This window comes from Gordonia sp. McavH-238-E, from assembly GCF_022348225.1.
GTDB classification, from domain to species: domain Bacteria; phylum Actinomycetota; class Actinomycetes; order Mycobacteriales; family Mycobacteriaceae; genus Gordonia; species Gordonia terrae.
Window position 1 is genome coordinate 34,622 of record NZ_JAKRFE010000003.1, and the last position, 25,176, is coordinate 59,797.

The 25,176-nt window shown below is 68.9% G+C and carries 23 protein-coding genes; 16 read left to right on the plus strand and 7 right to left on the minus strand.

Going from position 1 to position 25,176, the window contains the following annotated elements; genetic code table 11:
- The first annotated feature begins 17 nt into the window (after window positions 1-17).
- Both MHN80_RS04515 and MHN80_RS04520 read left to right on the plus strand, forming a co-directional pair.
- Entirely contained in the window at window positions 18-842 is an 825-nt protein-coding gene (locus MHN80_RS04515) for a GNAT family N-acetyltransferase (RefSeq protein ID WP_239399833.1), read from the plus strand.
- Window positions 839-2,035, plus strand: coding sequence for an alkaline phosphatase family protein (locus MHN80_RS04520; protein WP_239399835.1), 1,197 nt, complete (start codon window positions 839-841; stop codon window positions 2,033-2,035). Before MHN80_RS04515 ends, MHN80_RS04520 begins: the two co-directional genes overlap by 4 nt.
- 259 nt (window positions 2,036-2,294) lie before the next feature.
- Here the strand turns inward: MHN80_RS04520 and MHN80_RS04525 are convergent, their stop codons facing one another.
- Both MHN80_RS04525 and MHN80_RS04530 read right to left on the minus strand, forming a co-directional pair.
- Complete coding sequence (locus MHN80_RS04525; RefSeq protein ID WP_239399837.1) at window positions 2,295-3,425, minus strand: DNA polymerase IV; 1,131 nt, start codon at window positions 3,423-3,425, stop codon at window positions 2,295-2,297.
- Window positions 3,426-3,461: 36 nt separating this feature from the next.
- Window positions 3,462-4,157 (minus strand): hypothetical protein, encoded by a 696-nt coding sequence (locus MHN80_RS04530; protein WP_239399839.1) that lies wholly within the window; start codon window positions 4,155-4,157, stop codon window positions 3,462-3,464.
- Between the two features lie 287 nt (window positions 4,158-4,444).
- Between MHN80_RS04530 and MHN80_RS04535 the strand changes: the two genes are divergently transcribed.
- Window positions 4,445-5,032 (plus strand): hypothetical protein, encoded by a 588-nt coding sequence (locus tag MHN80_RS04535; RefSeq protein WP_239399841.1) that lies wholly within the window; start codon window positions 4,445-4,447, stop codon window positions 5,030-5,032.
- Window positions 5,033-5,080: 48 nt separating this feature from the next.
- Here MHN80_RS04535 and MHN80_RS04540 read toward each other — a convergent pair whose 3' ends face one another.
- From MHN80_RS04540 to MHN80_RS04550, 3 genes are read right to left on the minus strand one after another with little or no spacing between them, the layout of a single operon-like run.
- Window positions 5,081-6,811, minus strand: a complete 1,731-nt coding sequence (locus MHN80_RS04540) for an Hsp70 family protein (RefSeq protein WP_239399843.1) — start codon at window positions 6,809-6,811, stop codon at window positions 5,081-5,083.
- Between the two features lie 45 nt (window positions 6,812-6,856).
- Window positions 6,857-8,740 carry a dynamin family protein gene (locus MHN80_RS04545; protein ID WP_239399845.1) on the minus strand — a complete coding sequence of 628 codons (1,884 nt, stop codon included), beginning with the start codon at window positions 8,738-8,740 and terminating at the stop codon, window positions 6,857-6,859.
- 3 nt (window positions 8,741-8,743) lie between these two features.
- Window positions 8,744-10,126, minus strand: a complete 1,383-nt coding sequence (locus tag MHN80_RS04550) for a dynamin family protein (protein WP_239399847.1) — start codon at window positions 10,124-10,126, stop codon at window positions 8,744-8,746.
- 215 nt (window positions 10,127-10,341) lie between these two features.
- Here MHN80_RS04550 and MHN80_RS04555 point away from each other — a divergent pair, with 215 nt between their 5' ends.
- The 7 genes from MHN80_RS04555 (at window position 10,342) to glsA (ending at window position 15,814) form a co-directional block, all read left to right on the plus strand.
- Window positions 10,342-10,692, plus strand: coding sequence for a hypothetical protein (locus MHN80_RS04555; RefSeq protein WP_239399849.1), 351 nt, complete (start codon window positions 10,342-10,344; stop codon window positions 10,690-10,692).
- A 63-nt stretch (window positions 10,693-10,755) separates the two neighbouring features.
- A complete protein-coding gene (locus MHN80_RS04560) occupies window positions 10,756-11,295 on the plus strand; it encodes an RNA polymerase sigma factor (protein ID WP_239399851.1) in 540 nt (179 codons plus the stop codon).
- A 144-nt stretch (window positions 11,296-11,439) separates the two neighbouring features.
- Entirely contained in the window at window positions 11,440-11,766 is a 327-nt protein-coding gene (locus tag MHN80_RS04565; protein WP_004021206.1) for a hypothetical protein, read from the plus strand.
- Between the two features lie 62 nt (window positions 11,767-11,828).
- A complete protein-coding gene (locus MHN80_RS04570; protein ID WP_239399853.1) occupies window positions 11,829-12,710 on the plus strand; it encodes a helix-turn-helix domain-containing protein in 882 nt (293 codons plus the stop codon).
- A gap of 407 nt (window positions 12,711-13,117) precedes the next feature.
- A complete protein-coding gene (locus tag MHN80_RS04575; RefSeq protein WP_275447426.1) occupies window positions 13,118-13,948 on the plus strand; it encodes a hypothetical protein in 831 nt (276 codons plus the stop codon).
- A 248-nt stretch (window positions 13,949-14,196) separates the two neighbouring features.
- Window positions 14,197-14,568, plus strand: coding sequence for a VOC family protein (locus tag MHN80_RS04580; RefSeq protein ID WP_064569555.1), 372 nt, complete (start codon window positions 14,197-14,199; stop codon window positions 14,566-14,568).
- Between the two features lie 31 nt (window positions 14,569-14,599).
- Window positions 14,600-15,814: a glutaminase A gene (glsA, locus tag MHN80_RS04585; RefSeq protein ID WP_239399857.1), complete on the plus strand. Its 1,215-nt coding sequence runs from the start codon at window positions 14,600-14,602 to the stop codon at window positions 15,812-15,814.
- On the opposite strand, the gene MHN80_RS04590 is transcribed toward glsA, so the two are convergent.
- Window positions 15,745-16,830 carry an AraC family transcriptional regulator gene (locus MHN80_RS04590; RefSeq protein WP_239399859.1) on the minus strand — a complete coding sequence of 362 codons (1,086 nt, stop codon included), beginning with the start codon at window positions 16,828-16,830 and terminating at the stop codon, window positions 15,745-15,747. The genes glsA and MHN80_RS04590 overlap by 70 nt on opposite strands.
- Window positions 16,831-16,944: 114 nt before the next feature.
- Between MHN80_RS04590 and MHN80_RS04595 the strand changes: the two genes are divergently transcribed.
- The 5 genes from MHN80_RS04595 to MHN80_RS04615 all read left to right on the plus strand — a co-directional run bounded on the left by MHN80_RS04595 (window position 16,945) and on the right by MHN80_RS04615 (window position 22,834).
- Entirely contained in the window at window positions 16,945-18,399 is a 1,455-nt protein-coding gene (locus tag MHN80_RS04595; RefSeq protein ID WP_239399861.1) for an aldehyde dehydrogenase, read from the plus strand.
- Between the two features lie 70 nt (window positions 18,400-18,469).
- Window positions 18,470-19,267 carry a maleylpyruvate isomerase N-terminal domain-containing protein gene (locus MHN80_RS04600; protein WP_239399862.1) on the plus strand — a complete coding sequence of 266 codons (798 nt, stop codon included), beginning with the start codon at window positions 18,470-18,472 and terminating at the stop codon, window positions 19,265-19,267.
- Between the two features lie 53 nt (window positions 19,268-19,320).
- Complete coding sequence (locus tag MHN80_RS04605; RefSeq protein WP_239399863.1) at window positions 19,321-20,157, plus strand: SDR family oxidoreductase; 837 nt, start codon at window positions 19,321-19,323, stop codon at window positions 20,155-20,157.
- Between the two features lie 34 nt (window positions 20,158-20,191).
- Window positions 20,192-21,706 (plus strand): acyl-CoA synthetase, encoded by a 1,515-nt coding sequence (locus tag MHN80_RS04610; protein ID WP_239399864.1) that lies wholly within the window; start codon window positions 20,192-20,194, stop codon window positions 21,704-21,706.
- 135 nt (window positions 21,707-21,841) lie between these two features.
- Window positions 21,842-22,834, plus strand: coding sequence for an alpha/beta hydrolase (locus MHN80_RS04615; RefSeq protein WP_239399866.1), 993 nt, complete (start codon window positions 21,842-21,844; stop codon window positions 22,832-22,834).
- Window positions 22,835-22,843: 9 nt separating this feature from the next.
- Here the strand turns inward: MHN80_RS04615 and MHN80_RS04620 are convergent, their stop codons facing one another.
- Window positions 22,844-24,298, minus strand: coding sequence for an MFS transporter (locus MHN80_RS04620; RefSeq protein ID WP_239399868.1), 1,455 nt, complete (start codon window positions 24,296-24,298; stop codon window positions 22,844-22,846).
- 111 nt (window positions 24,299-24,409) lie between these two features.
- Here MHN80_RS04620 and MHN80_RS04625 point away from each other — a divergent pair, with 111 nt between their 5' ends.
- Complete coding sequence (locus MHN80_RS04625) at window positions 24,410-25,114, plus strand: TetR/AcrR family transcriptional regulator (protein ID WP_239399870.1); 705 nt, start codon at window positions 24,410-24,412, stop codon at window positions 25,112-25,114.
- Window positions 25,115-25,176 lie beyond the last annotated feature (62 nt).

The window sequence follows — 25,176 nt, forward strand, 5'->3', positions numbered from 1 at the left end:
GTGACAGAATCGTTCCCATGTCGGATGCAAGCCTCGGTGTGGAGGTTCGTGAACTCTCGTCCCCCGACGAGCTCGAAGACCTTCTGCGGATCTTCGACGACGTGTGGCGGCCCGACCCGACGAACCGGCCCGTGGGGACCGACATGCTGCGGGCGCTCACCCACGCCGGCAACTACGTCGCCGGCGCGTTCATCGGCGACCACCTCGCCGGTGGCAGCGTCGCGTTCTTCGGTGCGCCCGTCGGCGAGACCCTGCACAGCCACATCACCGGGGTCACCCGACGCGGCCGTGGCCACCAGGTCGGTTACGCGCTGAAGATGCACCAGCGCCGCTGGGCACTGGAGCGCGGACTGTCGACGATCACCTGGACCTTCGATCCGCTCGTCGCGCGCAACGCCTACTTCAACCTCGCCAAACTGGGTGCGACTCCGGTGCATTACTACGAGGACTTCTACGGCGAACTCGGCGACGAACTGGGCGGCGATGCCGACTCCGACCGGGTGCTCATGTCCTGGAATCTGCACGCCGCGGCCCCGTCCGCGTCCCCGGTGTCGGTGGACGACGTGCTCGCCGAGGGCGCGGTGTCGATCATCGATGCCGACCAGCCGTCCCGACCCGTCGCGCACCACGATCGCGTCTCCCCCGACGCCGGCGTCGTCGTCGAAGTTCCGCGGGACGTCGAGTCGATGCGAGTCACCGCTCCACTCGACGCCGCCCGGTGGCGGATCGCGCTGCGGGATGCCCTGTCGCCGCTGCTCGTCGACGGAGACGCTCGCCGCGACGTGCGCTTCTTGCGTTCCGGACACTATGTGTTCGGTCCGGCCGGCTCGGGGACCCGGTGACGGACGCAGATGTGGCTCCTGCCGAACTGGCACCGGCCGACTGGCACACCTTTCCTCACACGCTCGCCGACGTCCTCCCGGCGGCGTCGGTTGCGCTCGGGGTCACCGCTGCGGGCGCGGGTCCGACTGTGCCGCCGGGTGATTCGGTCGTGGTGCTGCTGATCGACGGACTCGGTGCGACGCTGCTGGACGAGTACGCCGACCACGCACCCACACTGCGCGAGCTCACCTCGACGACGCTGCGGGCAGGGTTCCCGGCCACCACCGCCACCAGCATCCTGAGCCTCACCGGCGGGACATCGTGCGGCGTGCACGGGATCATCGGGTACAGCTTCCGCCCGGGCGACGAATGCCGCACCCGCGGGTCCCGGCGCGTGCTCAACTCGCTCCGGTGGACTCTCGACAACGCGTCGGGTCCGTCCGCGCTGATGACCTATCCCCCGGCCCTCGTCCGAACCGAGCGCGGCAGTCTGGAAGATATTGCCGCCGACGGCGTCCGAGTGACCTATGTGATGCCCGGCGAGTTCCGCGGAACCGGCCTGACGATGGCCGCGTTCCGCGCCGCGGGCCAGTTCCTGCCCGCCGTGACTCCCGACGGCATCCGCGAGGCCGTGCTGACCACCCTGCGCCGACGAAGCCGCCACCGACGCTTCGTGTACGCCTACTACAGCGAACTCGACATGGCCGGCCACATCCACGGGCCGGGATCACCGGAGTGGCTGGAGAAGTTGCGCGTCGTGGAGCGCCTTGTCGCCGACCTCGCCGCCGAACTGGACGATGGGACAACCCTTCTCGTCACCGGCGACCACGGGATGATCACCGCCGACCGGGCGATCGACATCGACACCGCGCCCGCGCTGCTCGACGGCGTCGACGCCGTGGCCGGCGAAGCACGCGTCCGCCACGTCTACGCGACGCCGGGTTCGGCCGACGACGTCCTGGCCGGCTGGGCGTCGTACCTGGGCGACGCCGCGCACGTGGTGTCCCGAGAGCAGACCATCGACGAAGAATGGTTCGGCCCGGTGGTGAGTGATGCGGTCGCACAACGCATCGGTGACGTCGTCGCGGTGGCCCGCGGCGCCACCACCCTCACCCGCAGCACACGCGAGACGATGGAGTCGATGATGCTCGGCCATCACGGCGCCTGGACCGCTGCCGAACAACTCGTGCCCCTGATCGTGGCGTCGGGGTAGCGCGGGTTTGGTCGAAGTCACTGGCTGGGATCGCGGGGCCGGTCGCCAAGTGGCCTCGACGGGCGCGGCGTCCTCGCTTCGCTCGGTCGACGCTGCTCGACCAGCAGGGGGGTCGACGCTGCTCGACCAGCAGGGGGGTCGACGCTGCTCGACCAGCAGGGGGGTCGCTCGACCAGCAGGGGGGTCACGGGGTCGATGTCCCGCTGGTTGAGCCGGCACCGAGCGCAGCGAGGAGCCGTGTCGAAGCCACTCTCTCGGATCAGGGAGCAGCGGGGTCGTCGTCGGTGACGAGGTCGAGGCGGACGCCCAAGAGTCGAACCGGGCGGTCGATGTCGAATCTGGCGAGCAGGTCGGCGACCACCGACTCGAGTTCTGCGAAGTCGAGGCTCGGGGCGGGGAGCTTCCGGGACTTGGTGCGGGTGTAGAAGGTCGTGGTGCGGACGGTGACCGCGACCCGGAACGGCAGTCGCTCCTCGCCGACGACCTGATCGAGCAACTCACGAAGCAGTTCGCCGGCAGCAGCCCGCATCTCGGTCGCGTCGCTCAGGTCGGTCGCGAACGTCCGGGACTTGGAATGCGAACGGGCCAGCCAGGGTTCGGCGGTGATCGCCGAGTCACCGCCGCCGCGGCACAGCACGTACAGCCAATTGCCCTGGTGCGGACCGAACATGGCGATCAGATCGTCGCGAGGGGTGGCGATCAGCTCGGTCACCGTGGTGACGCCGGCGGCGGTCAGCTTCGACGCCGTCTTCGGCCCGACGCTCCACAGATCGCGAGTCGGCCTGTCCCCCATCAAATCCAGCCAGTTGCGATCGTCGAGCAGGAACACCCGCGGGGCGTCGGCGCCGTTCGCCCCGGCGCCCGGCGGCCGTTTGGCGAACCCGGTGGCCATCTTCGCCCGCTGCTTGTTGTCACTGATCCCGACGCAACTCGTGAGTCCGCACCGGTCCAGGATCTCCGACCGGATCCGTTCGGCGAGGTCGACGATGGCCTCGTCGTCGAACGGATCGACCTCCGCGCCGCGGGCGTCGACCCCGAGGTAGGCCTCGTCCCAGCCCCAGACCTCGACGGGGTGGCCGGTGGCGCGCAGGACGTCCATGACGTCGGCGGACGCGGCATCGTAGGCACTCATGTCGAGCGGCAGATACACCGCGTCGGGCATCTTGCGGTGTGCTGCCCGCAACGGCATACCCGCACGCACACCCACGTCACGCGCCTCATACGACGCGCAGGTGACCACCTTGCGGGCCTCGGTCGGATCGCCGTTGCCGCCGACGATCACCGGCACCCCGACGAGTTCGGGAGCCCGCAACCTCTCGACCGCCACCTGGAACTGGTCGAGATCGACGTGCAGCAGCCACCGATAGCGCTGTGGAACCGAAGTGGTCACGACGCCCAGGGTAACCGCCGGTTGTCAGGTCACCGGTCAGTCGGCGATACAGACCTCGACCTCACCGAGGCCCGCCGCACGGCACGACGTGCGCAACGAGTGCGGGTTGTAGCGCAGCACGGAGAGCCGCCGGTCGGATCCGTGACCGGCCTCGGCGAAGACCGCACTCGCGGCGGCGATGTGATCGGCGAGTTCCGCCCGCACGGCAGCATCGGACGTCGACACGGCGTTGGTCAGCACCTTCTCCAGCAGGGCTCGGTCCCGATGCAGCGGCGGCGGCATGAGATTGAGTGCCGGAGAAGCGGTCCCGCAGTTCGTCGGGTCGGTCAACGCGTGGGCCGCAGAGACCAGAAGAGCCACCGCTACCAGAGGCGGCCGCCGGTCAGCGGGACCTTCCACGATGCCGACGGCGGAATCCGCGTCGGCGTCGGGTCCGGCGAGCCCAAGGACAGCGAGCGCCTCATCGCGCGGAGACGAAACCCGCTCGGCGTCAACGGCTTCGTCGTGCATCAGCCGAAGCCGCGTCACGATCGCCCGGTGGCGTCGTATGGCGGCGGCGACCTCCCCCAGGAGATCGGCGGTCACCCCGAACTCCGCGGGGTTCTCGGCGAGCACCGCGTACCCGGACAGGACGATCGACTCCTCGATACCGATCGCCTCGACGATCGCCGACGACGTGAGAAACGTGCGTGCACCACGTCTAGATGCACGCACAGACAATGCGCTGGTCAACTGAACCCCTCCACATAGACCATGAACAGTGACGATCACGAACAGTGACTTCGTGAACACCGACGAGGGCCACGATGTGATGCCCCTCGAGTCGACCCCCTACGCCCCGGCACCCCCCGCGCGATGCCGGCCACCCTGACGCACCGTGAGAATACGCGGAGTCGGGGTAGTTTGTGAGTCGAATGACTGAAACACGGGTATCGCCGCGCGCATAGGGACCAAAGGCCCTGTCCCGGCGCTCGCCCGCCCGCGACCATGTAAGGGGCGAACGGCACAGGAGGGTGCACATGCTGCGATTCCTCGCCCGCGAACTCCACAGCTGGCGTGTCATGCACGCATCGTCGAACGGTCTGGTCCGCCGCGGTGACCGTCTGGAGACCGCAACGCTGGTGATGCTGTGGCTGGCCGCCGTCGCGGGAATGATGATCGCCCTGACCATCGGGGGCGATACCTATGCGGCGCACAAGGCTGCCGCGGAACATCAAGAACCCCGACATTCGGTGAGCGCGACGATCATTCGTACGCCCGGCCAGGGCAGCGCCCAGAGCGGCGGCGGGGCGGACGCCGACCTCACCACCGTGGCGTGGCAGGACCCGAACGGTCACCGGCTCACTGCCGCCGTCGCCGCCGAGCCGCTCGACTCGGTCGGTCGGGTCCGGGTCGTCTGGCTCGACGACTCCGGCTCGGTGGTGGACCCACCCGTCACCACCACGGACGCCGTGATGGAGGGCCTGATCGCCGGGGCCGCGGTGGGGATGCTCGTCGTGCTCGGCTGGTGGGGCTCGACCGTGCTCGTCCGGATGGTCGCCGATCAGCACCGGTCACGACGCTGGGATGCCGAGTGGCGGCAGTTCGACATCGACAGCCACCCCTGAACCGCGACGGCGCCGGGAGCGGAGCGAGCGGGCCGAATGAACCCCGCCTCAGCCGCTGACGACCGCCCAGATGACGAACGCCACCCAGGCGACGGCACCGAGGACGTTGACGACCAGCGCCGTCGTCGTGAGGGCATCGCGTCGTCCGCCGGCCCGCGTGATCCCCACGACCGTGAGTACGAGCCCGACGATCGTGCCCAGACACAGCGGGAAGCCCAGGATGCCCACGATCAATCCGGCCAGACCGAACCCGTTCACCTTCTCCGGTTGCTCTGGAACGGGTTGCGCGAGCACGGGTTGCGCAGGAACGGGTTGCGCGGGAACGGGTTGCGGGACGACGCGGTGCGGAGCCGACGGCACGGGACCGGAGTGGCCCCGCACCGGCGAGGTCCCGGCCGGTGTGCGGTGCAACCGCGGCCACTGGTCGGGCCGCAGACCGGCCGGCCCGACGGCCGCGAAGACCGCCCCCGGCTGAACGGCCACGCCCGGCCGGAGGTCGAGACCGTGCAGAGTGCCCGCGACCGGCGCGTCGATCGTCACCCGGCCGGCCGGGGAGTCCGCGGTCGCCAGCGGCTCGCCTGCGCGCACGACCTGCCCGTCACGCACGGAGACACCCGCGATCACCGAGCCGGCCGGCAGCTGCGGGAAGGCGATACGGCGAGCCGACACCTCCGCGCCGACCTTCTGTGTGTCGACGCCCGGGACGACATTGGTCGACCGGAGGAGCCCGCCCTGCGCGACGACGACCTTGGGGTCGCCGATCCGGGCGACGCGACCCACCGCCGACAACGCGGACTGCAGCATCGGAATGCTGCTGGTCCCGCCCGTGACGTAGACGATGACGGGTCCGCCCGGCCCCGTGCCGGCGGCGTCGGCGCGGGCGATCGCATCCCGGGTCAGCTCGACGGCCCGTTCCACGAACGGCCCGATCATCGACTCGAACTCGCGCCGGGTCAGCAGCAACGTGTGCCGGGTGCCGGGGAGTTCGATGACGGCCTGCGCGGTGTCGGACAGTGCTTCCTTCGCCGTCCGCACCCGATCGGCCAGGGCGATCGCGGCCGCCGGGGCGCGGAGTCGGCCCGGGAGGTCGGGATCGAGTTCGGCGGCCTCGTCGTGCACCCAGCGGATCATCCGGGCGTCGAGGTCACGGCCGCCGAGATGGTTGTCGCCACCCGAGCCGGTGACGGTGAACCCGTCGACACCGTCGCGGACGAGGAGCGCCACGTCGCACGTGCCGGCGCCGAAGTCGAAGACGCACATCCGTTCGGCACCGCTGACGTCGTACCCGCGGTAGACGTGATACCAAGCGGCAGCGAGTGATTCGGAGGCTATTCGCAGCGTCTCGGCAGGGATCCCGGCCCGGCCGGCCGCGCGTCGGAGGACGTTCTTGCGCCGCTCGCTCCAGCGGTCGGGATGGGTCAGGACGATCGAGTCGAAGGCAGGCAGTCCGCTGTGGCGCAACGCGATCTGATGCACATGTCGCAGGACGGCGCCGATCAGATCCTCGACCGGCCAGAAGCGGTCACCGAGCTCGATCTCACCATCGTCGATACGCGACTTCGGGGTGTCCTCGAAGGCGTCGGGGGCCTGCAGCCGCCGCAACACCGCCTCGTGACCGACGACGACGGACCCGTCCCCCGCGAACACCGCCGACGGCATCGCGGGTCCGCCCTGTCCGAGCGGCACGATGACCGGCTCGCCCAGCCCGACCCGGTACGCAGCCGCAGTGTTGCTGGTGCCGAAATCGATACACAGTCGCCGCCTGCTCTCCTGCGCCACGTGGTCACCTCCTCAGGTGCAAATCGTTGCACACGACACCGGCATTCATCCGGTGGGCGCTCGAAGAACGCGGGCGATCGCCTTGCGCACGTTGTCCACGGCGACGATCTGATTACGCAGATCCGCGGCCGTCTTCTCGCGCTCGGCCGCCGATCTCTTGGACTCCGCCGCGGCGTCGCCCAGGATCTTCGTCGACTCGGCCAGGAGCCGCTCGAGCAGTTCGTCGTAGGCGATCTGCAGATCACCGCTCGCCTGCGCCTTGATCGACTGCAGCTGGGACCGGACGTCGGCCTTCATGTCGTTGACCGCTTTCGTCAACCACTTGCGGTGGTTCTCCTTACCCACCTTCGACGCGCGGAACCCCACCACCACCCCCGCCCACACCGGTACCGCGACGACATTGACCACCGGGATGATCGCCAGCGGGCCGCCCGCGGCGACGATCGACAGCAGGATCGGGTCGACCATGTTCTTCCAGGGCGAGATCTTCTCCTGCTCACGGAGCTTGAGTTCGCCGGCACCGCCGGCGATCTGCCCGACGAGCTCCTCGGAGATGGCGGCGTCGGCGAACAGCGCGTCGGCGATCCGCTCGATGCCGGCGACGAACGAGGCGCTCACCTCACGAGCGGCGGCCTCGAGATCGACGGTCATCTGCGCGATCAGCTCCTGACCCGCCCGGTGCGGTTCGTAGAAGCGCAGCTTGTCGATCCGCGTGGACCACTGGCCGAGCAGCGTGTCGAAGCGATCGCGCATGAGGTCGTCGGTCCGCAGCGAAGCCGCGGTGATGTCCTGTGTGAGGCGCGCCCGCCACTCCCGACGGCGATCCTTGAGACGTTGGAGTCGGTCGCGCTCGGCTTCGATCTCAGCGCGCTCGGCGGGGGTCGCGGTCGCGGCCTTCATCTCCAGGACGAGACGCGTGCGGACGTCGTCGAGGCCGGCGAAGGTCAGCTGCAGCGCGTTGCGCACCGGGGACGTGGCCCCGTCGCGGACCAGCGGTGTCAGGGCGTCGACGAGTTCGGGGACGCCGGAGGCCGCGAGGGCCCGTTCGCGACGGTCGGGGTCGGTGATCGCCGCGGCCTGGGCGGCGATGCGGTTGGAGACGCCGATGATCGGGATGTGGGCGAAGCGGGGGGCGTTGGCGCCGATCAGCTTTCGGTTCTCGGCCACGATCGTCCGCCACTGGCGCATGACGAGGTCGGTCTTGGTGACCACCAGCACCACGGATGCGACCTCTTCGCTGACGCTGCGCAGGAAGTCGAGTTCGGGTGCGCTCAGCGGTGCGGTCGCGTCGCACACCATGACCAGAACCGACGCTCCGCGAGCCGCGCTGACGGCAGCCTCGACGTGTTCGGGGACCAGCGACCCGACACCGGGTGTGTCGACGACGGTGACCCCGGGCAGCACCACGGCGTCGACACCCACGCGTGCCGAGACCGGTGGCACGAGAACCGAATCGATCGGTGTGCCGGGCGCGAGACGTTCCGCGGGGACGCCCGCCGCGTGGCGTCCGCCGACGGTCACCCACTCGGCGAGCTCGGCGGCCGGGATCCGGTGGGCGGCACCGGGGAACTCCACGAGCGCGGTCCCGGCGGGGAGGTCGTCGGTGGCGGGCGTGAACCGGACATAGACCGAGGTGGTGATCTCGGTGTCGACCGGCGCGAGGTCGCCGACCCCGAGGAGGGTGTTGACCAGCGAGCTCTTGCCCCGGCTGACCTCACCGATGACCACCACGGTGCCCTGCGGCGCCGGCCGGTCGCGGACCCGCAGCGCCCGGTCGGCGATCGCGTCCTCACCGTGCTTGCGCAACGCGTCGATCGCGGTGCGCAAGACCGCCTCCGGCGTCGGCGTCGTGGTCTTCGCCGGCGCCTTCACCAATCCCTTGGCCGGCCCGGGTTCGCTGGTGGTCACAGCCTGCTCCTCGTTCACCATCGGTCAGTTGACCCAGAGTCCGCGCCGGACGAGTTGATAGGTCTGCTCGAGTACCAGCAGCGCCTCGCGTTCCGCCGACGTCGCAGCGAACGCGCGCCTCGACCGGCAGTCGGTGGCCCGCGCTCGCGCGGCGTCGGCGATCTGCGGTGGTCCGGCGGTCGGCGGCAGCGACAACAGCACCCGCACATCACGACTCGCGACCACGACATTGAGCTCGCCGACCAGGTCGCTGTCGGGTTGCCACCGCGCGAGGGCCTCGAGTGCGGACACCTCGCGCAACCGGTGCAGGGCCGGCGACGTCTCGGCCTCGTCGATGGCCTCCAGGAAGACGTCGCGGCGCGGGCTGCGGTAGGCGGTCTCGCGCAGCGCCGCCAGGACGGTGCGGGCCTTGAGGATGTCGCCGACGGCGAGGAATCGACGTCCGATCGCCAGCCGCAACTCGTCGATGCCCGAAACCCGGTGCAGCCATTCGCAGTACGCTCGCGCACCCTGCTGTGCGATCTCACCCCCGGCATCCATCGCATAGGTCCCCACGAGCTGCTCGAGCCGGCCCAGTTCATCGACGTCGATGCCCGGCGGAGCGGGCATCCCGCCGTCGAGGATGGTCAGCAACTCCCACGACTCGAGCTGCCCGCGCCGCGAGATCTGCGCGGTCTCACGTTCGGTGACCCCGCAGACCCCGGCCTCGGCCATCAGTCCGGACACCGCGACCACCGCGCCCGCGATCGCCGGGAACCGTCGCCACACCCGGCGCGCGATCTCCTGGGCCCTGAGCATCGGATTGTCGGCGGCGATGAGGTCGGCCTGCGAGATCACCAGGATCGTGTTCTGCGCCGACGCACCGGCCTCGGCGAGAAACGCGACCTCGTCGGCTTTCGGGCCCGCGGCGTCGTCGAGCAGGAAGAGGATGACGTCCGGTCGGGCCAGCCTCCCCTGTCGGCCGAACACCCGACGGGTGGCGATCTCGGCGGTGTCGGTGAATCCGGAGAGGCCGGGGGTGTCGACAACCCGGAAGCGCTCACGCAGCAACCGGGACGGGGTGTGGACGATCGCGTGGTCGATCTCCTCGGGTGGCCGGCCGAGGTCGCCGCGCATGGGGCCGGGGAGTTCGGTGACCGTACCGTCGAGGCCGATCACCTCGACCCGCTGCGGGTTGCCCTCGGTGTACAGCGCGGCGACGCGGGTGCACTCGGCGCGGTCGGTCGGGGCGACGCGGTCGCCCACGAGGGCGTTGAGCAGCGTCGACTTGCCCGAACTGACGCGTCCGACGAGCGCAACGGTCAACGGCTCGGCCAGTTGGGCGCGCAAGGCGGACAGGCCCGCGGTGTCCGGCGACAGCGGGCCGACCTCGTCGAGCAACTGCTCCACGCGGCCACGCACGGTCATGCGCTGCTCCACGGAATCCGACCTCCCGAGACTTTCGCCGACCGATGGGAACATTCCGGGCTCGGCGACACTCCTAGGGACATGCCGAGAATGTCCCTCGGAGTCGGCGTGCCGACCCCTCGACCGGATGACAGTATCCGTGTCGGGCGCCGCGCGTCGACGAATCCATCGGTACCGATATCGGATGACCGACACACCAGCAGAGGCGGAAGAGCATGACCGACAATCTGGATGAGAACGACTTCGAGGCGTGGCTACGTGCCGGCGACCCGCCCGACGAGCTGAGCGTGCCCGAGGCCGCGTGGGACGCCGCCGTCGAGACCGCGTTCGATCCGTCATACGAACTCACCACCGACCTGACCGCGGCGCCCGGGCCGGATCCGCTGGACTCCGACGGCGACTCCGAATCCGACCCCGACGTCGGCGGCTTCGAAGACCCGCCGGCGGACGACGTGACCGGGGATCAACTGGCATCCGGCCTCGACGAGGACGACGATGTCTTCAGCGGTTCCGAGCATTCTGCGGACGACTCCTTCGACGACGGAGCGCTCGATGACGACTTCTGAGATCGCCCGCATCGAAAACCGCGATGCGCTGCCGTGCCCGGGAGGCGGTCCTACGATGAGCGGGTGCAGTCGTTGATCGACGAATCCTCCTCCGGCGCAGACCTGCTCGAGCTTGCCCGCGCCGGTGACCAGGCGGCCTTCACCACACTCGTCGAACAGCACCGAGACCGATTGTGGGCCATCTGCTTACGCATCACCGGCAACCAGCACGACGCCGAGGACGCGATGCAGGACGCGCTCGTCGCCGCATGGCGCGCGATCGGCAACTTCCGGGGTGATGCACAACTGTCGACCTGGCTGTACCGGATCGGGTCCAACGCCGCGCTCGCCCGCATCCGCAAGCGCACGGACGCCGACGACATCGCCGATCACGACCCGATGAGCCATCTGGACGTCGCGGCGCAGGTCGTCGTGTCCGACCGCATCGCCGACGCGTTGTCGCAGGTCCCGGACGCCTACCGGGCGACCTTCGTGCTGCGCGTCTACGGCGAGTTGAGCTACTCGGAGATCGCCGAGGCGCAGGGCATCGGTCTGCAGACAGTACGCAGTCGAATTTCGCGTGCGCGGTCCATCTTGTCCGAATTGCTTGCGGACCTTCGATAGTCGGGTTGCGGTCTGGTCGTCGCCCAGGTGAATGACCTCACCGCGACTTCGGAACGGACGGGAACAAACCCCGGCACGCTCGACTCCAAGTAACCAGAACCGCACACACCGCCCCCGGCACCCACTCCCGAAAGGACCCCCACCATGAGCACCGAGATCCCCGCCGACGCCGTTCTCATCGACACCGACGGCGACGGAGCCGTCGACGCCGCACTCACCGATGTCGACGGTGACGGCACCACCGACGCCATCCTCGACACCGACGGCGACGGCCAGGCCGACTCCATCGCCTACGACACCGACGCCGACGGCGAGATCGACGTCATCGAAGCCGACACCGACGCCGACGGTCTCACCGACATCGCCGTCGCCGACACCGACGGTGACGGCACCTTCGACACCGCCGTCGACGACGAGGGCAACGTCGAGGTCGGCGACTTCGGCAGCATCGACGGCGGCGACGCCGTCTGACCCCACCCCCCCGATCCATAGCCCGAAGCCGCGGTACACGCGGCTTCGGGCTATAAAACGGTGTGGGAACGATCGGTGGAATCGAATTCGCGGTACCGGTCTGGGCGACCGCCACCGCGCTGGTCCTGGTGCTGGTGGTCTCGTGGATGTTCGGCGTCGTCGCGCGTTGGTTGCTGCGTAGGCGCGCTCGTCTCGACGCGACCACGGCGATGGTCCTGTCGATCCTCGGCACCGCGCTCGGTCTCTACATCGCCGGCCTCGTCGACAAACATCTCCGGGTGTGGAGCGTGACAACGGTCGTGCTGGGACTGATCAGCTCGGTCGTCGCGGTGGGAGCTTATGGTCTACTCGCCGCACGGTTGCAGCGGCAATCCAATGCCACGGTCGCCCAACTGCTCTCCGACGGCGAGTCCGATCGGCTCGAGTTCAAGTCCACCGCCCGGGTGAACCTGCGGAGCGGCGAGAAGGACCCGCGGATGGAGCAGGTGATCGTCAAGACGGTCTCGGCATTCCTCAACTCCGACGGCGGGACCCTGCTCATCGGTGTCGCCGACGACGGCACACCCCTCGGGCTCGACCCCGACTTCGCGACGTTGAAGGTGCCCGACGCCGACCGCTTCGAGCTCTGGCTGCGCGATCTCCTGACCACCACGCTCGGGCAGAACACGGCGGCGGCCGTCGGGATCACCGTCGAATCGGTCGGCCGGCCCGGGGAGTCGGGAACGGTCCCGGTGTGCCGCGTGACGTGTTCGCCGTCGCCGCGGCCGGTCTATCTGCGGGCCGGCAAGAACAACCCGCCCGAGTTCTGGGTTCGCGCAGGCAACTCCACCCGCCAGCTCACCGTCGATGCCGCCGCCGACTACGTCATGCACCGCTGGCCCCTCGGCGCCGGGCGCGCGATCGCCGCCCAGGTCCGCGCCGCCGTCCGCTTCTCGGCGGGGTGAGTCAAAGTCTCATCCCCATGAGCGACCTCGAAGGGCACATTGCCCTCCCACGCCACTCCCGGGGACGACACTTTCCACACCCGGCCCGATGAGGCCGAGGAACCGGTCCGCCCGCGTCCACACAGGCATGACCGCCGTCGCGCCTGGCCACGCCCAAAGCCGACACGACTACCGCCTGACCCCCCCGGAGCCACCCAGATCCGCTCCAACCGTCCGATTCTCGGCCTTGTGAGCCGAAGTCTCATCCCCATGAGCGACCTCGAAGGGCACATTGCCCTCCCACGCCACTCCCGGGGACGACACTTTCCACACCCGGCCCGATCTGACGAAACCACCGACCGGTTCCGTGCGTCAAAGCAGATGTGACTTCGGATTGTGGCGTGTACTCGCTGAGAGAACTGACCGTGATGGGCTGGGCACCCGATGCCATTGCGCAGGCGCGCAAGGCCGAGACACTGACGTCGCTACGGTACGGCTGGGTGCGGACGTCCGGCGCCGACCCCCACGTCGTGTCCGCGGTGACGGCCGGCGGCGCGCTGTCCTGCATCAGCGCGCTGCGGTTCCATCAGCGGCGCGGCCTGCCTGATCTTTGGATACCGCCGGGCCACAACGAGACCCACGTTCGTCTGAGCAAACACGCGAAGTCCACCACGAAGCCCAGCGGCCCGTTCCGGTGGTGCCAGGGCTTCGGCCGCCCGCTCCCCGTGACAACGGCCGTCGACCCGATCGCCGTGGCGGTCGGTTGCGCCGCACGGTGCCTTTCGGCCGAGGAGTGGATTGCGGTGGTCGACTCGGTCCTCAACACCACCGACTGGACCATCCCGGACATCCAGGCCGAGATGGGTCGTGTAACCCGTGCTGTCTCGGCGATGTTCGATCGGTGCGACGCACGTTCGCAATCCGGAACCGAATCGCTCGTCCGGCTCCGGCTCATCGCCGCGGGATTCGACGTGCAGGTGCAAGCGTCGATCAGCGATCGCGAACACGCGGATCTGCGGACCGGGTCGTTGCTCATCGAGTGTGACGGCGAGTCGTACCACTCTGACCGAGCCGCATTCCGCAACGACCGTCGGCGGGACCGGATGACGATGCTCAACCGGTGGATGACGATGCGCCTCACCTACGACGACGTGCTGTACGGCTGGGAGGAGGTCCTCGAGGAGATCCGCGCGGTGACTCGCCCTGACCGGCACCGGATCCGACGACGCGCAGACACAAGACGCACGGACCCTTCGTGACGGCCCTCCGCAAGCTCCGGGCCTCCTCAGGGAGCGGGCGAGACGGCCCTCCGCAAGCTCCGGGCCTCCTCAGGGAGCGGGCGAGACGGCCCTCCGCAAGCTCCGGGCCTCCTCAGGGAGCGGGCGAGACGGCCCTCCGCAGGCTCCGGGCCTCCTCAGGGTGCGGCGGGTGAACATCGTCGAATAAGGACCGTAACTGTCCGCATCTCCTGAGAGGCTGGTGTCACACCACAACCCCAGGAGGAACCGTGAACTGGACACTCGAGCTCGTCATCCTGCCCGTCAGCGACGTCGACCGCGCGAAGGACTTCTATTCGAAGATCGGCTTCAACGTCGACCACGACCACGTCGTCTCCGACGAGATCCGCTTCGTCCAGATCACCCCGCCCGGCTCGGCATGCTCCATCGCGTTCGGCAAGGGGCTCACCGACGCCGAGCCCGGGTCGGTGAAGGGACTGCAGATCGTCGTCACCGACATCAACGAGGCTCGCGAACAACTGCTCGCGGCGGGCGTCGACCCCGGCGAGGTCGACGAGCAGGCCTGGGGTCACTTCGTGTACTTCGACGATCCGGACGGCAATTCCTGGTCTGTGCAGTACATGCCGTACCGCCAGAACTGAGCCCGCCGCCCCGGAGTGGCTACCGTGGGATATGCGCTCCCCCATCGAGGACTACCTCGAACGTGTCCTGCACGAATGCCGCGACGACGACGGCGGTGAGGTGGCGGCGGGCAATCGCGAACTCGAACATGCAGATCCGTCGTCGTTCGGGATCGCGCTTGCCACGATCGACGGCACCGTGTACACCGCCGGGGACGCCGACCACGAGTTCTCCCTGCAGTCCATCTCCAAGGTCCCGGCCTACGCGCTCGCACTTCGGGACCGAGGGCTCGACACGGTGCTCGAACGCGTCGACACCGAACCGTCGGGCGATGCGTTCAACGAGATCTCACTCGAGGCGGAGACCGGGCGGCCACGGAATGCCCTCATCAACGCGGGCGCGGTCGCCGTCCACGGGCTGATCGACGGCACCGACGCGACCGACCGGACCGACCGCGTCATCGATCTCGTCAGCACCCTCGCCGGCCGCCGCGTCACGGTCGACAAGGACGTCCACCGTGCCGAACTCGCCTCCGACGACCACAACACGGCCCTGGCCTATCTGCTGCGGTCGGCAGGCAAACTCGATTGCGAACCCGATGAGGTCGTCGACGGTTACGCCGCCCAGTGCTCCATTCGGGTCTCCTGCCGCGATCTCGCGGTGATGGGGTCCGTACTCGCCAACGGCGGGCTGTCGACGGGCGACGACGAGCGCCTGATCGAAGTCTGGATCACCCGACACGTCCTGTCGGTCATGGCCACCTGCGGCATGTACGACGGCAGCGGCAGCTGGATGGCGACCGTCGGGATCCCCGCGAAAAGCGGTGTCAGCGGCGCGATCCTGGGCGTGCTGCCCGGTCAGGTCGGGCTCGCGGTGTGGTCGCCGCGGCTCGACGAGCAGGGCAACAGCGTGCGCGGCGTCGCGGTCTTCGAGCGTCTGTCCCGCGACATGGAACTGCACATGATGCACGTGGCCCCCACCGGTCGGCCCGCGCTGCGATCGGTGACCGAACGCGACGGCGCGACCGTCGTCGAACTACAGGGCGATGTGCGCTTCGCGGGGGCGGAGATCGTCGCCAGCCGCGCCTGCGAGGGCTTCGACACCGAGTCGGTGGTTCTCGACCTGACCCACGTCCGGGTGATGGACGACGCCGCCCGCCGGCTGATCGACGAGGTCGCCCGGCGACTCGGGGACGACTACGACGTGCGCATCGAGGACCCGAGCGATCTCATGGACCCCGATGACGCGGCGAACCCGGACACCTGACGCCCGGCCTCGCCGAGACCGGCTGCGCTCAGCTCACGTCGCTTCGCCAGCGGCGGGATCCCGAACCAGCGTTTGCAGCTCCGGGTCAGCGTGCTCTGCTCGGAGTACCCGATCTGACGTGCCACCGCCGACAGCGGCACACCACGATTCGCGAGCAGCGAGACGGCGAGATCGCGGCGGGCGTCGTCGACGAGTTGCTCGAAGGTCGCGCCGTCGTCCGCCAGGCCTCGCTGCACTGCACGCGGATGCATCATCAGCAGTTTCGACACCGCGTCGAGCGTCGCGGCGCCGGCGGGCAGCGCCCGCACGATGAGCTGCGACACCGCGTCGACGAAGGCCGTCTCCCGGTCGTGGCCCGTCATGAACCGGATCGCCACGTCATAGGCGAGGGCGTCGACCCGGCGCAGCGTCTGCTGCATCACCCCGCGCGGAAACACCACCAGATTGGCCCGCGCCTCGAACTCCACCGGACAGCCGAAGTACTCGGCGTACACCCGCGGCTCCGACATGGCGGGGTGCGCGAGCGTGATCCGGTTCGCCCGGAAATCGTGCCCAAGAGTCATCTGGAACGTCGAGCGGGTGACGCCCATCGCGAGCTCCACGACGTGCGGGCGGTAGGGCACCCGCTTGAGCACCGTGTCGAACTCGTAGGCGACCTCGCGTTCGCCGTAGTGCAACTGCGCGGTGATGGCCGGGCTGTACACGTGCGCGAACTCGGTGACCTGCCGGAAGGAGTCGCCGATGGTCTCGGCGTTGCGGGCCGCGATCGCCACCGGCCCGAGGATGTCGGGATCCTGCCGGGCGGCCAGACGAAGCCCGAAGTCGGGCACGCCGAACTCGGCGGCGCACAGGCCGATGATCGTGGACAGCGCGGTGAACGGGACGAACCGGTCGTAGGCACCGACCACAGCCGGGTCGATGCCGACGCGCGCCAGCATCGAGCGGGCGTCGCCGTCGAACTCCTCGATCAGTTCGGGCAACTGACTGAGCGACGACGCGCAGATCAGGTCGGCCATGGTCTCAACTGTCAAATAGTCGTCATCAGATGTCAAGAAATCAGCCAGTTCGAGGAGTGATCATGGACACACACGGCCGGACGCTCGACGGCTGACACAGCAAGGGAGTACGAGATGACCACCATCGAATCGGTTCGCACGAGTTTCTACATCGACGGCGGCTGGCGCGCACCGTCCGGCTCGGCGACGATCCCGGTCATCTCGCCCCTCACCGAGGAGGAGTTCGGCTCGGTCCCCGAGGCGACCACCGCCGACGTCGACGCCGCCGTGGCAGCCGCCCGGACCGCCTTCCGGTCATCGGGCTGGCGCGACCTGTCCCCCGCCGACCGCGCCGCCCATCTGCGCCGGTTCGCCGACGAGCTCGACAAGCGCGCCGAGGACCGCGCTTCCGCGGTGACCTCCGAGAACGGCATGCCCATCGCGCTGGCCCGGTTCGCCGAGGGCGCCGCGCCGGTCCAGCTGCTGCGCTACTACGCCGACCTCGTCGAGTCGACCCCGGTGGAGGAGACACGTACCAGCCAGCCGTTGCCCGGTTCGACGATCGTGCGTCGCGAGGCCATCGGCGTCGTCGGGGCGATCGCGCCGTGGAACTTCCCCGCGATCCTCTCGATGTTCAAGATCGCTCCCGCGCTGGCCGCCGGCTGCACCGTGGTCCTCAAGCCCTCCCCCGAGACGAGCCTCGACGCCTACGTCCTCGCCGAGGCGGCCATCGCGGCCGAACTGCCCGCCGGCGTCCTCAACATCGTCAACGGCGGCAGCGAGATCGGCCGCCACCTGGTGTCGCACCCGCACGTCGACAAGGTCGCGTTCACCGGCTCGACCCCGGCCGGTCGCGAGATCGGTCGTGTCTGTGGCGAACTCATCCGCCCGGTGACCCTCGAACTCGGCGGCAAGTCCGCCGCCCTGGTGCTCGACGACGCCGACCTGGAGCAGACCGTCGGCGGACTCGCCACCGCCTCGCTGCTCAACACCGGCCAGACCTGCTACATGTCCACCCGAATCCTGGTGCCCGGCAGCCGCTATGACGAGTACCTCGACGCCATCAGTGCGATGTGCGCGTCGCTGCCGGTCGGCGACCCGATGGACGAGTCCGTGGCGGTGGGTCCGCTCGCCAGTGGTCGGCACCGCGACCGCGTGCTGGCGATGATCAACAGCGCTCGCGAGGAGGGCGGCACCATCACCACCGGCGGCAGCCGACCGTCCGATCTGGACCGCGGGTTCTTCGTCGAGCCGACCGTCTTCGGCGGTGTGGACAACTCGGCCACCATCGCCCGCGAGGAGGTCTTCGGACCGGTACTCACCGTCCTGCGCTACGACGACCTCGACGATGCCATCGGCCTGGCCAACGACTCGTCGTACGGGCTCGGCGGAACGGTGTGGACGTCGGACCCCGACCGTGGCGTCGACGTCGCCCGCCGCGTCGAGACCGGGTCCTTCGGCGTCAACTACTTCAACCTCGACTGGGGTTCGCCGTTCGGTGGCGTGAAGGCCAGCGGCATCGGCCGCGAACTCGGCCCCGAGGGGTTGGCCGCCTACCAGAACCTGAAGTCGATCTTCCTGCCGGGCTGAGCACTCCTTTCCCTACATAGCTCTTCTCACAACACCTCTTCCACATCACTCTTCAAGGAGGCGATCGGCCATGTCCGATGCCGGAGTCACTGCCGCCAAGGCGCTGGTGAACGACACTCTCGCCCTGCTCGACCGGCTCACGCCCGCCGACTGGGCGGCCGACAGCGCATGCCACGGATGGCGCGTGCACGACGTCGTCACCCACATGGGGTTCTTCTTCAACTTCATCGCCGACCCCAACCTGGTCTTCCCCGACAATCCGAGCGGAAAGTCCGAGCGGCTCAACGACGCCGCGGTGCGCGAGCGCGCCGACTGGACGTCAGCGCAGGCCGTCGACTACTACCGCGCACAGTCGGAAGCGGGGCTCGCCACCCTGTCGGCGCTGCAGGGCGAAGACCTGCGGGACCAGCCGTTGGACATGCTCGACCTGGGCACCTACCGCCTGCGTCAGCTCAGCGACGCCGTCGCCTTCGATCACCTGGTGCACCTGACCAGCGACCTGATGCAACCGTTCGGTCCGCTGGATTCCGCCGAGGTGTCGGTGAGCGCGGCCATCGACCCCGCCATCGACTGGATGATCGCCGGCCTGCCGCAGATGAACAGCGCCGCACTGTATCCCACGCTCGAGCGGCCCGTCGGTCTGCACCTCACCGGCGCGACGGACCGCTCGTTCGTCCTCGACCGCGACACCGCCGGCACCATCGTCACCGTCCGCGAGACCACCGACCTCCCGGCCGACGTCGCCACGTCCTCGGCCACCGACTTCCTGCGCTGGGGCACCACCCGCAGCGCCTGGCGGTCGGCGGTCACCATCAGCGGCGACCGTCAGCACGTCGCCGGCGTCCTCGACGCCGTCGACATCGTCTGATCACCGCGAATTACTCTCCCGCAATCGTTTTCACCTCTGAACGGAGTACACCCATGTCCGAATACCTGAAGGACAAGGTCATCGTCATCACCGGCGCCGGTAGCGGCTTCGGCAAGCTCATCGCGGAGAAGACCGCCGCGGCCGGTGCCCATGTCGTCGGGGTCGACGTCAACGCCGACAACGTCAACACCGTCGTCGAGGGCATCCGCGCGGCCGGTGGTTCGGCGCTGGCCCAGGTCGCCGACGTCACCGACATGGAGCAGGTCGCCGCGGCCGCCGCTGCCGCCGTCGAGAAGTTCGGCGCCATCGACGTGCTCGTGAACAACGCAGGCGTCATGCCGCTGGCCTACTTCGCCGATCACGCACGCGCATGGCAGAAGTGGCACGCCGCCATCGACATCAACATCAAGGGCGTCGTCAACGGCATCTCGGCCGTCTACGACCAGATGATCGCCCAGGGGCGCGGCCAGGTCGTCAACATCTCGTCGATCTACGGCAACGCGGGCATCGAGGGTTCGGGCGTGTACAGCGCGACGAAGGCCGCGGTCACCACCATCTCGGACTCGCTGCGCATCGAGGCCAAGGGCAAGATCAAGGTCACCACCGTGAAGCCCACCGGAATCACCGGCACCAACCTCGCCAGCTGGATCGTCAACGACACCGCGATCATGGGCCTCGTCGGCCAACGCGCCGCCTCCTACGGCGAGCACGTCACCGCTCTGATGAACGATGACCTACCCGCCGAACTCACCGACATCGACTCCATCAAGTACTGGCTGATCAAGCCCGACGACCTCGCCGACGCCGTCGTGCACGTCATCGATCAGCCCTGGGGCATCAGCCTGTCCGACGTCACGGTGCGCGCCAGCGGCGAGGACTACCTGTACTAGATCGACCGACCCCACTCATGCACGAGGAGTGTTGATGTACCCCGGAGCTCACCTCTCCACCCGCCCGCACGACCCCGCGGTCATCATGGCCCACTCTGGTGAAACGGTCACGTTCACGCAGCTGGAGACCCGGTCCATCCAGATCGCCCGGGCCCTGGCCGATCGCGGCCTGCGCCCGGGCGACCACCTCGCGGTGCTCGCCACCAACACCGCCCGGATCTTCGACATCTACTGGGCGGCAATGCGTTCAGGGCTCTACCTGACCATGGTGAACTGGCATCTCACCGCGGCCGAGAGCGCCTACATCGTGACCGACTGCGGCGCCAAGGCACTGATCGTCGACGCGGCTCTCGACGACCTCGGTGCCGAGCTCATCCCGCTCACCCCCGGTGTCGAGACGCGGTTCGCCTACTCCGGGCCGATCGAGGGTCACGACGACCTCGACGCCGCCGCGTCGGCGCAGCTGACCACACCGCCGGTGGATCAACCGCGGGGCGCGGACATGCTCTATTCCTCGGGCACCACCGGCCGCCCCAAGGGCATCAAGCCCGAGCTGCCGAACCGGCAGATCGACGAGCCCGGCGACACCATGACAGCGATGAACGCCTCGGTGTGGGGCGTCGGACCCGACACGGTGTACCTGTCGCCCGCGCCGCTGTATCACGCTGCGCCGCTTCGGACCTGTGCATCGGTGCAGGCACTCGGCGGCACCGTCGTCGTGATGGAGCGGTTCGACGCGGAACGCGCGCTCGCGCTGATCGAGGAGCATCGCGTCACCTACAGCCAGTGGGTGCCGACGATGTTCGTCCGCATGCTCCGCCTGCCCGAGGAGGTGCGCGCGCGGTACGACACCTCGAGCCTGAAGGTCGCGGTGCACGCCGCAGCACCGTGTCCGGTCGACGTCAAGCGGGCAATGATCGACTGGTGGGGGCCGATCCTCTCCGAGTACTACTCGTCCACCGAACTCAACGGTCTCACCATCGTCGACACACCGGAGTGGCTCGAACATCCGGGGACGGTGGGGCGGGCGGTGCTGGGCACGATCCGGGTCTGTGACGCCACCGGCGCCGAGGTGACCGCCGGCACCATCGGCACGATCTACTTCGAACGGGACACGCTTCCGTTCGAGTATCACAACGACCCCGAGAAGACCCGCGCTGCACAGCATCCCGACCACCCCACGTGGACGACGACCGGCGACGTCGGATATGTCGACGACGAGGGTCACCTGTTCCTCACCGATCGGGACTCGTTCCTGATCATCTCGGGCGGGGTGAACATCTATCCGCGGGAGATCGAGGACGCGCTGCTCGCCCACCCGGCGGTGCTCGACGCCGCGGTCATCGGCGTGCCCGACCCCGACCTCGGCGAGCGGGTGACGGCCGTCGTGCAACCCGTCGAGGGCCGGAGCGGGGACGACGATCTCGCCGACGCGCTCCTGGACCATCTGCGCCCGCGGATCGCGAAGTTCAAGCTGCCCCGCGAGGTGATCTTCCGGGACACGTTGCCGCGCACGCCGACCGGGAAGCTGGTGAAGCGCAAGCTCTGAGCTCTGCCCCTTCGAGGCTCGTCGCTATCGCTCCTCACACCTCAGGGAGCGGCCGGGGGGTCACCAGCGCTCCTCACACCTCAGGGAGCGGCTAAAACACCGTCCCCGACATCCGGCCGGTCCTAGACTGGCCGGATGTCCGGGAGATGGTTCCGCTGGTTCCTGATCGCAACGCTTGCGGCGATGGTGCTCGTCGGCGTCACGCCACCAGCGGCACCAGCCGCGCCCGGCACCGGCGCGCCGGTCGTCGAGTCGTCGGACATCGCCACCGAATGTGCGGGCAAGCCCGTCCGGGTCTCGGCCCGCTGGTACTTCCCACCCGGGCAGCCATCGGCGCTCGTCTGGCTGCAGCACGGATTCTCCCGCACCGCGGCCAACCTCGACCGCGTGGCCCGCGCGTACGCCGATGACGGGTTCCTGGTCGTGAGCCCGACGCTGGACTCGGTCAACCTCGGCGGGTGCGCGGTCGCGTACAACATCGCCGACAACGCGGCCTTCGCCCGGACCATCGGCGGAGTCTTCGGGTCGGGGCGCGACCTCGACAGCCCGCTGGCGAACAGCCTTGTGCGAGCGCGAGCCGCCGCCGGACGGACCGACGTCACGATGCCCTACCGGATGATCTTCTCGGGACATTCGGCCGGCGGCGAGTTCGTCGTGGTGGCCGCCGACGCGCTCCGCCGCGCCGACCCGGTCGCCTACCGCAGGCTCGCCGGGCTCATGCTGTTCGACCCCGTGAATTCGTTCTTCGGCGTCAACTTCGCCTCCGCCGCAGCATCTCTCGGCGCCGATCGGCTTCCGATCCGAGTGATCGCGTCGCAGCCGTCGGTCTCCAACAACTTCGGGCAGGGTGTGTCCGTCCTCCAACGGACGACGCGGCAGACGTTCCTCGGCTCGCGGCTGGTCACCGGGATCCACATCGACGCCGAAGGCGAGTCGACGGATCTGATCGGCGAACTGTCCGAACTGGCCGTCCCGCGTCCCCGCAACGGCCGGGTCCTCCGGACCTTGGCCACCGGCTGGTCGTCGGACATGGTGGCCGACGCAGTCACCGCGACCTACTATCCCGGCGGCCGCTACTACGACCTGTTGCTGGACACCCGCACCATCACCACACTTGCCGTGCGCTGACGTCCCTTTCTAGTGGGGCTCTTCCGCCGTCCGAGAGTCGGTCAGCGTCAGGGCACCCCATCCGGCGATCAGACCGACGACCACCGCAAGAGCCGCATACGTGATCCGCTCCCCGGTGAAGAACGACGCGACCAGATCGCTGCTCCACACCCCGGCCGGCAGGGTCGCAGTCACGAGCACCGCGATGAGGGTGCCCACCACAGCCGTCCCCACGCTCGTCCCCACCTCCTGGGCGGTGTCGTTCAGCGCGGCGCCGATCGAGGTCCGGTTCGCGGGCATCGCGTCGACGAGGGCGACCGCGCAGATCGTCATGACCGTGCGCAGACCGATCGTGAGGGTGACCATGAACAGCGCGATGGCGAGGTAGCCGTGCTCGACGCCCCAGGCCAGGCCGGCCAGGGAGCCGGCGAGCAGCACTGCGCCGACGAGACACGCGATCCGGTGACCGAACTTCTTCGCCAGACCCTCCGAGATCGGTGTCGCCGCGATCATGGTGACGATCATCGGGAGGTTCGCGAGTCCGGCCTTCACCGGGCTCCACCCGTAGGCGTACTGGAAATGCAGGATCAGTCCGAACATGACACCGGCCATCGCGATCGAGGTCCCGATCTGGGCGATCGCGGCGCCGCGCACCGTGCCGGACGTGAAGACCGAGAGGTCGAGCATCGGCTGTGCGGTGCGACGTTCGTGCCAGACGAAGGCGACGAGCGCGAGGACGGCACCGAGCGCGCATCCCACCGTGACGATCGACGCCCATCCGTGCTCGACTCCGCTGGTCAGCGCATAGCAGGCCAGACCGATCGTCGTGATGCTCAGGACCGCGCCCGGCAGGTCGAGGGCGTCACCGGTCAGACCCTCGGGGCGGTCGGCCGCCACGCCGAGCCGCACCCCGATCCATGCGAGGAGCGCGATCGGGGCATTGACGACCAGCAGCCACTCCCAACTCACGTGGGCGAGTGCGGTCCCGCCGAGTACCGGCCCCAGGATGAAGCCGCTCATCCCGACGATGATCATCAGCGTCATCGCACGCATCCGCAGTTCGTCCGCGTCGAACAGGTGGAACACCAGGGAGTTGGTGATCGGCGCCATGGCTGCGGCGCACACACCGAGGGCGGCACGCAGGGCGATCAGCTCCCCCGCGGAATGCACGGCGATCGCCAACAGGCTCAACAACCCGAACGCGGCGAGCCCGACGAGCAGGACCCGGCGTCGGCCCAGGCGGTCGGCAGCCGAACCCGCGGTGAGGAGCAGCCCGCCGAACGTCAGCGAGTAGGCGCCGGTGACCCACTGCAGGGCGGTCGTACCACTACCGAGATCACGGCCGATCGTCGGCAGAGCGATCGTGAGCAGCGTGTTGTCGACCATCTCCACGAAGAAGGCCAGACACAGGGCGGCGAGGGGAATCCATGCGGCACGCAGAGATGTATACGACCGGGCCGGGGACGACTGAAGCATCGGAATCATCTCCGCACCTCCTTTCGTCGAACGTTGTTCGGTTATCGAACATGGTTCGAGACTAGAACGTTGTTCGATCCGCAGCAAGTGCGAGTCTCGCGGTGTGATGGGATAGACCTCATGACCCCCGAACGGCGCGGCACTCGGCGTCGCGTAGCCCATTCACTCGAGGCTGTCGTCGACGCGGCCGTCGAACTCCTCGACGAATCCGGCGAGGCCGCCCTCACGTTCCGGGCCCTGGCCGCCCGTCTCGGCGGCGGCGTGGGAAGCGTCTATTGGTACGTGTCGAACAAGGACGAACTCCTCGACCGCGCCACCGACCACGTGCTGGCGGGAGTGCTCACCGCGCTCGACGGGATCGGCACCGACGCCGATCCGATCGACAACATCCGGACGATGGCGGAGACCCTGTTCGCCGCCATCGCCGAGCGCCCGTGGCTCGCTGCGTATTTCATGCGCAATACGACGGTCCAGTCGAACGCCCTGCTCTTCTACGAGCGCCTCGGCCGACAGGTGATGCGTCTCGACCTGTCCCCCCGACGCTGCTTCCATGCCGTGTCCGCGATCCTCGGCTACGTCATCGGCGTCGCCGCGGACCTCGGTCAGGATCCGCCTCAGGAGGTCGTCGACGGAACGGTCGCCGCCGGCGACTATCTGCGTTCGATCGCCGACCAGTGGCGTGCGCTCGACCGCGCGGAATACCCGTTCATGCACTACATCGTCGACGAGTTCGACGGCCACGAGGACATCGACCAGTTCCGTGCCGGGCTCGAACTGTTGCTCACCGGGTTACGGCTCGAAGCGGAGCGCCCCGACGCCCGATAGATGCCCCGCGCACGACGACGGCCCCGCACTCATCGAGTGCGGGGCCGTCGTCGTATTCGGTT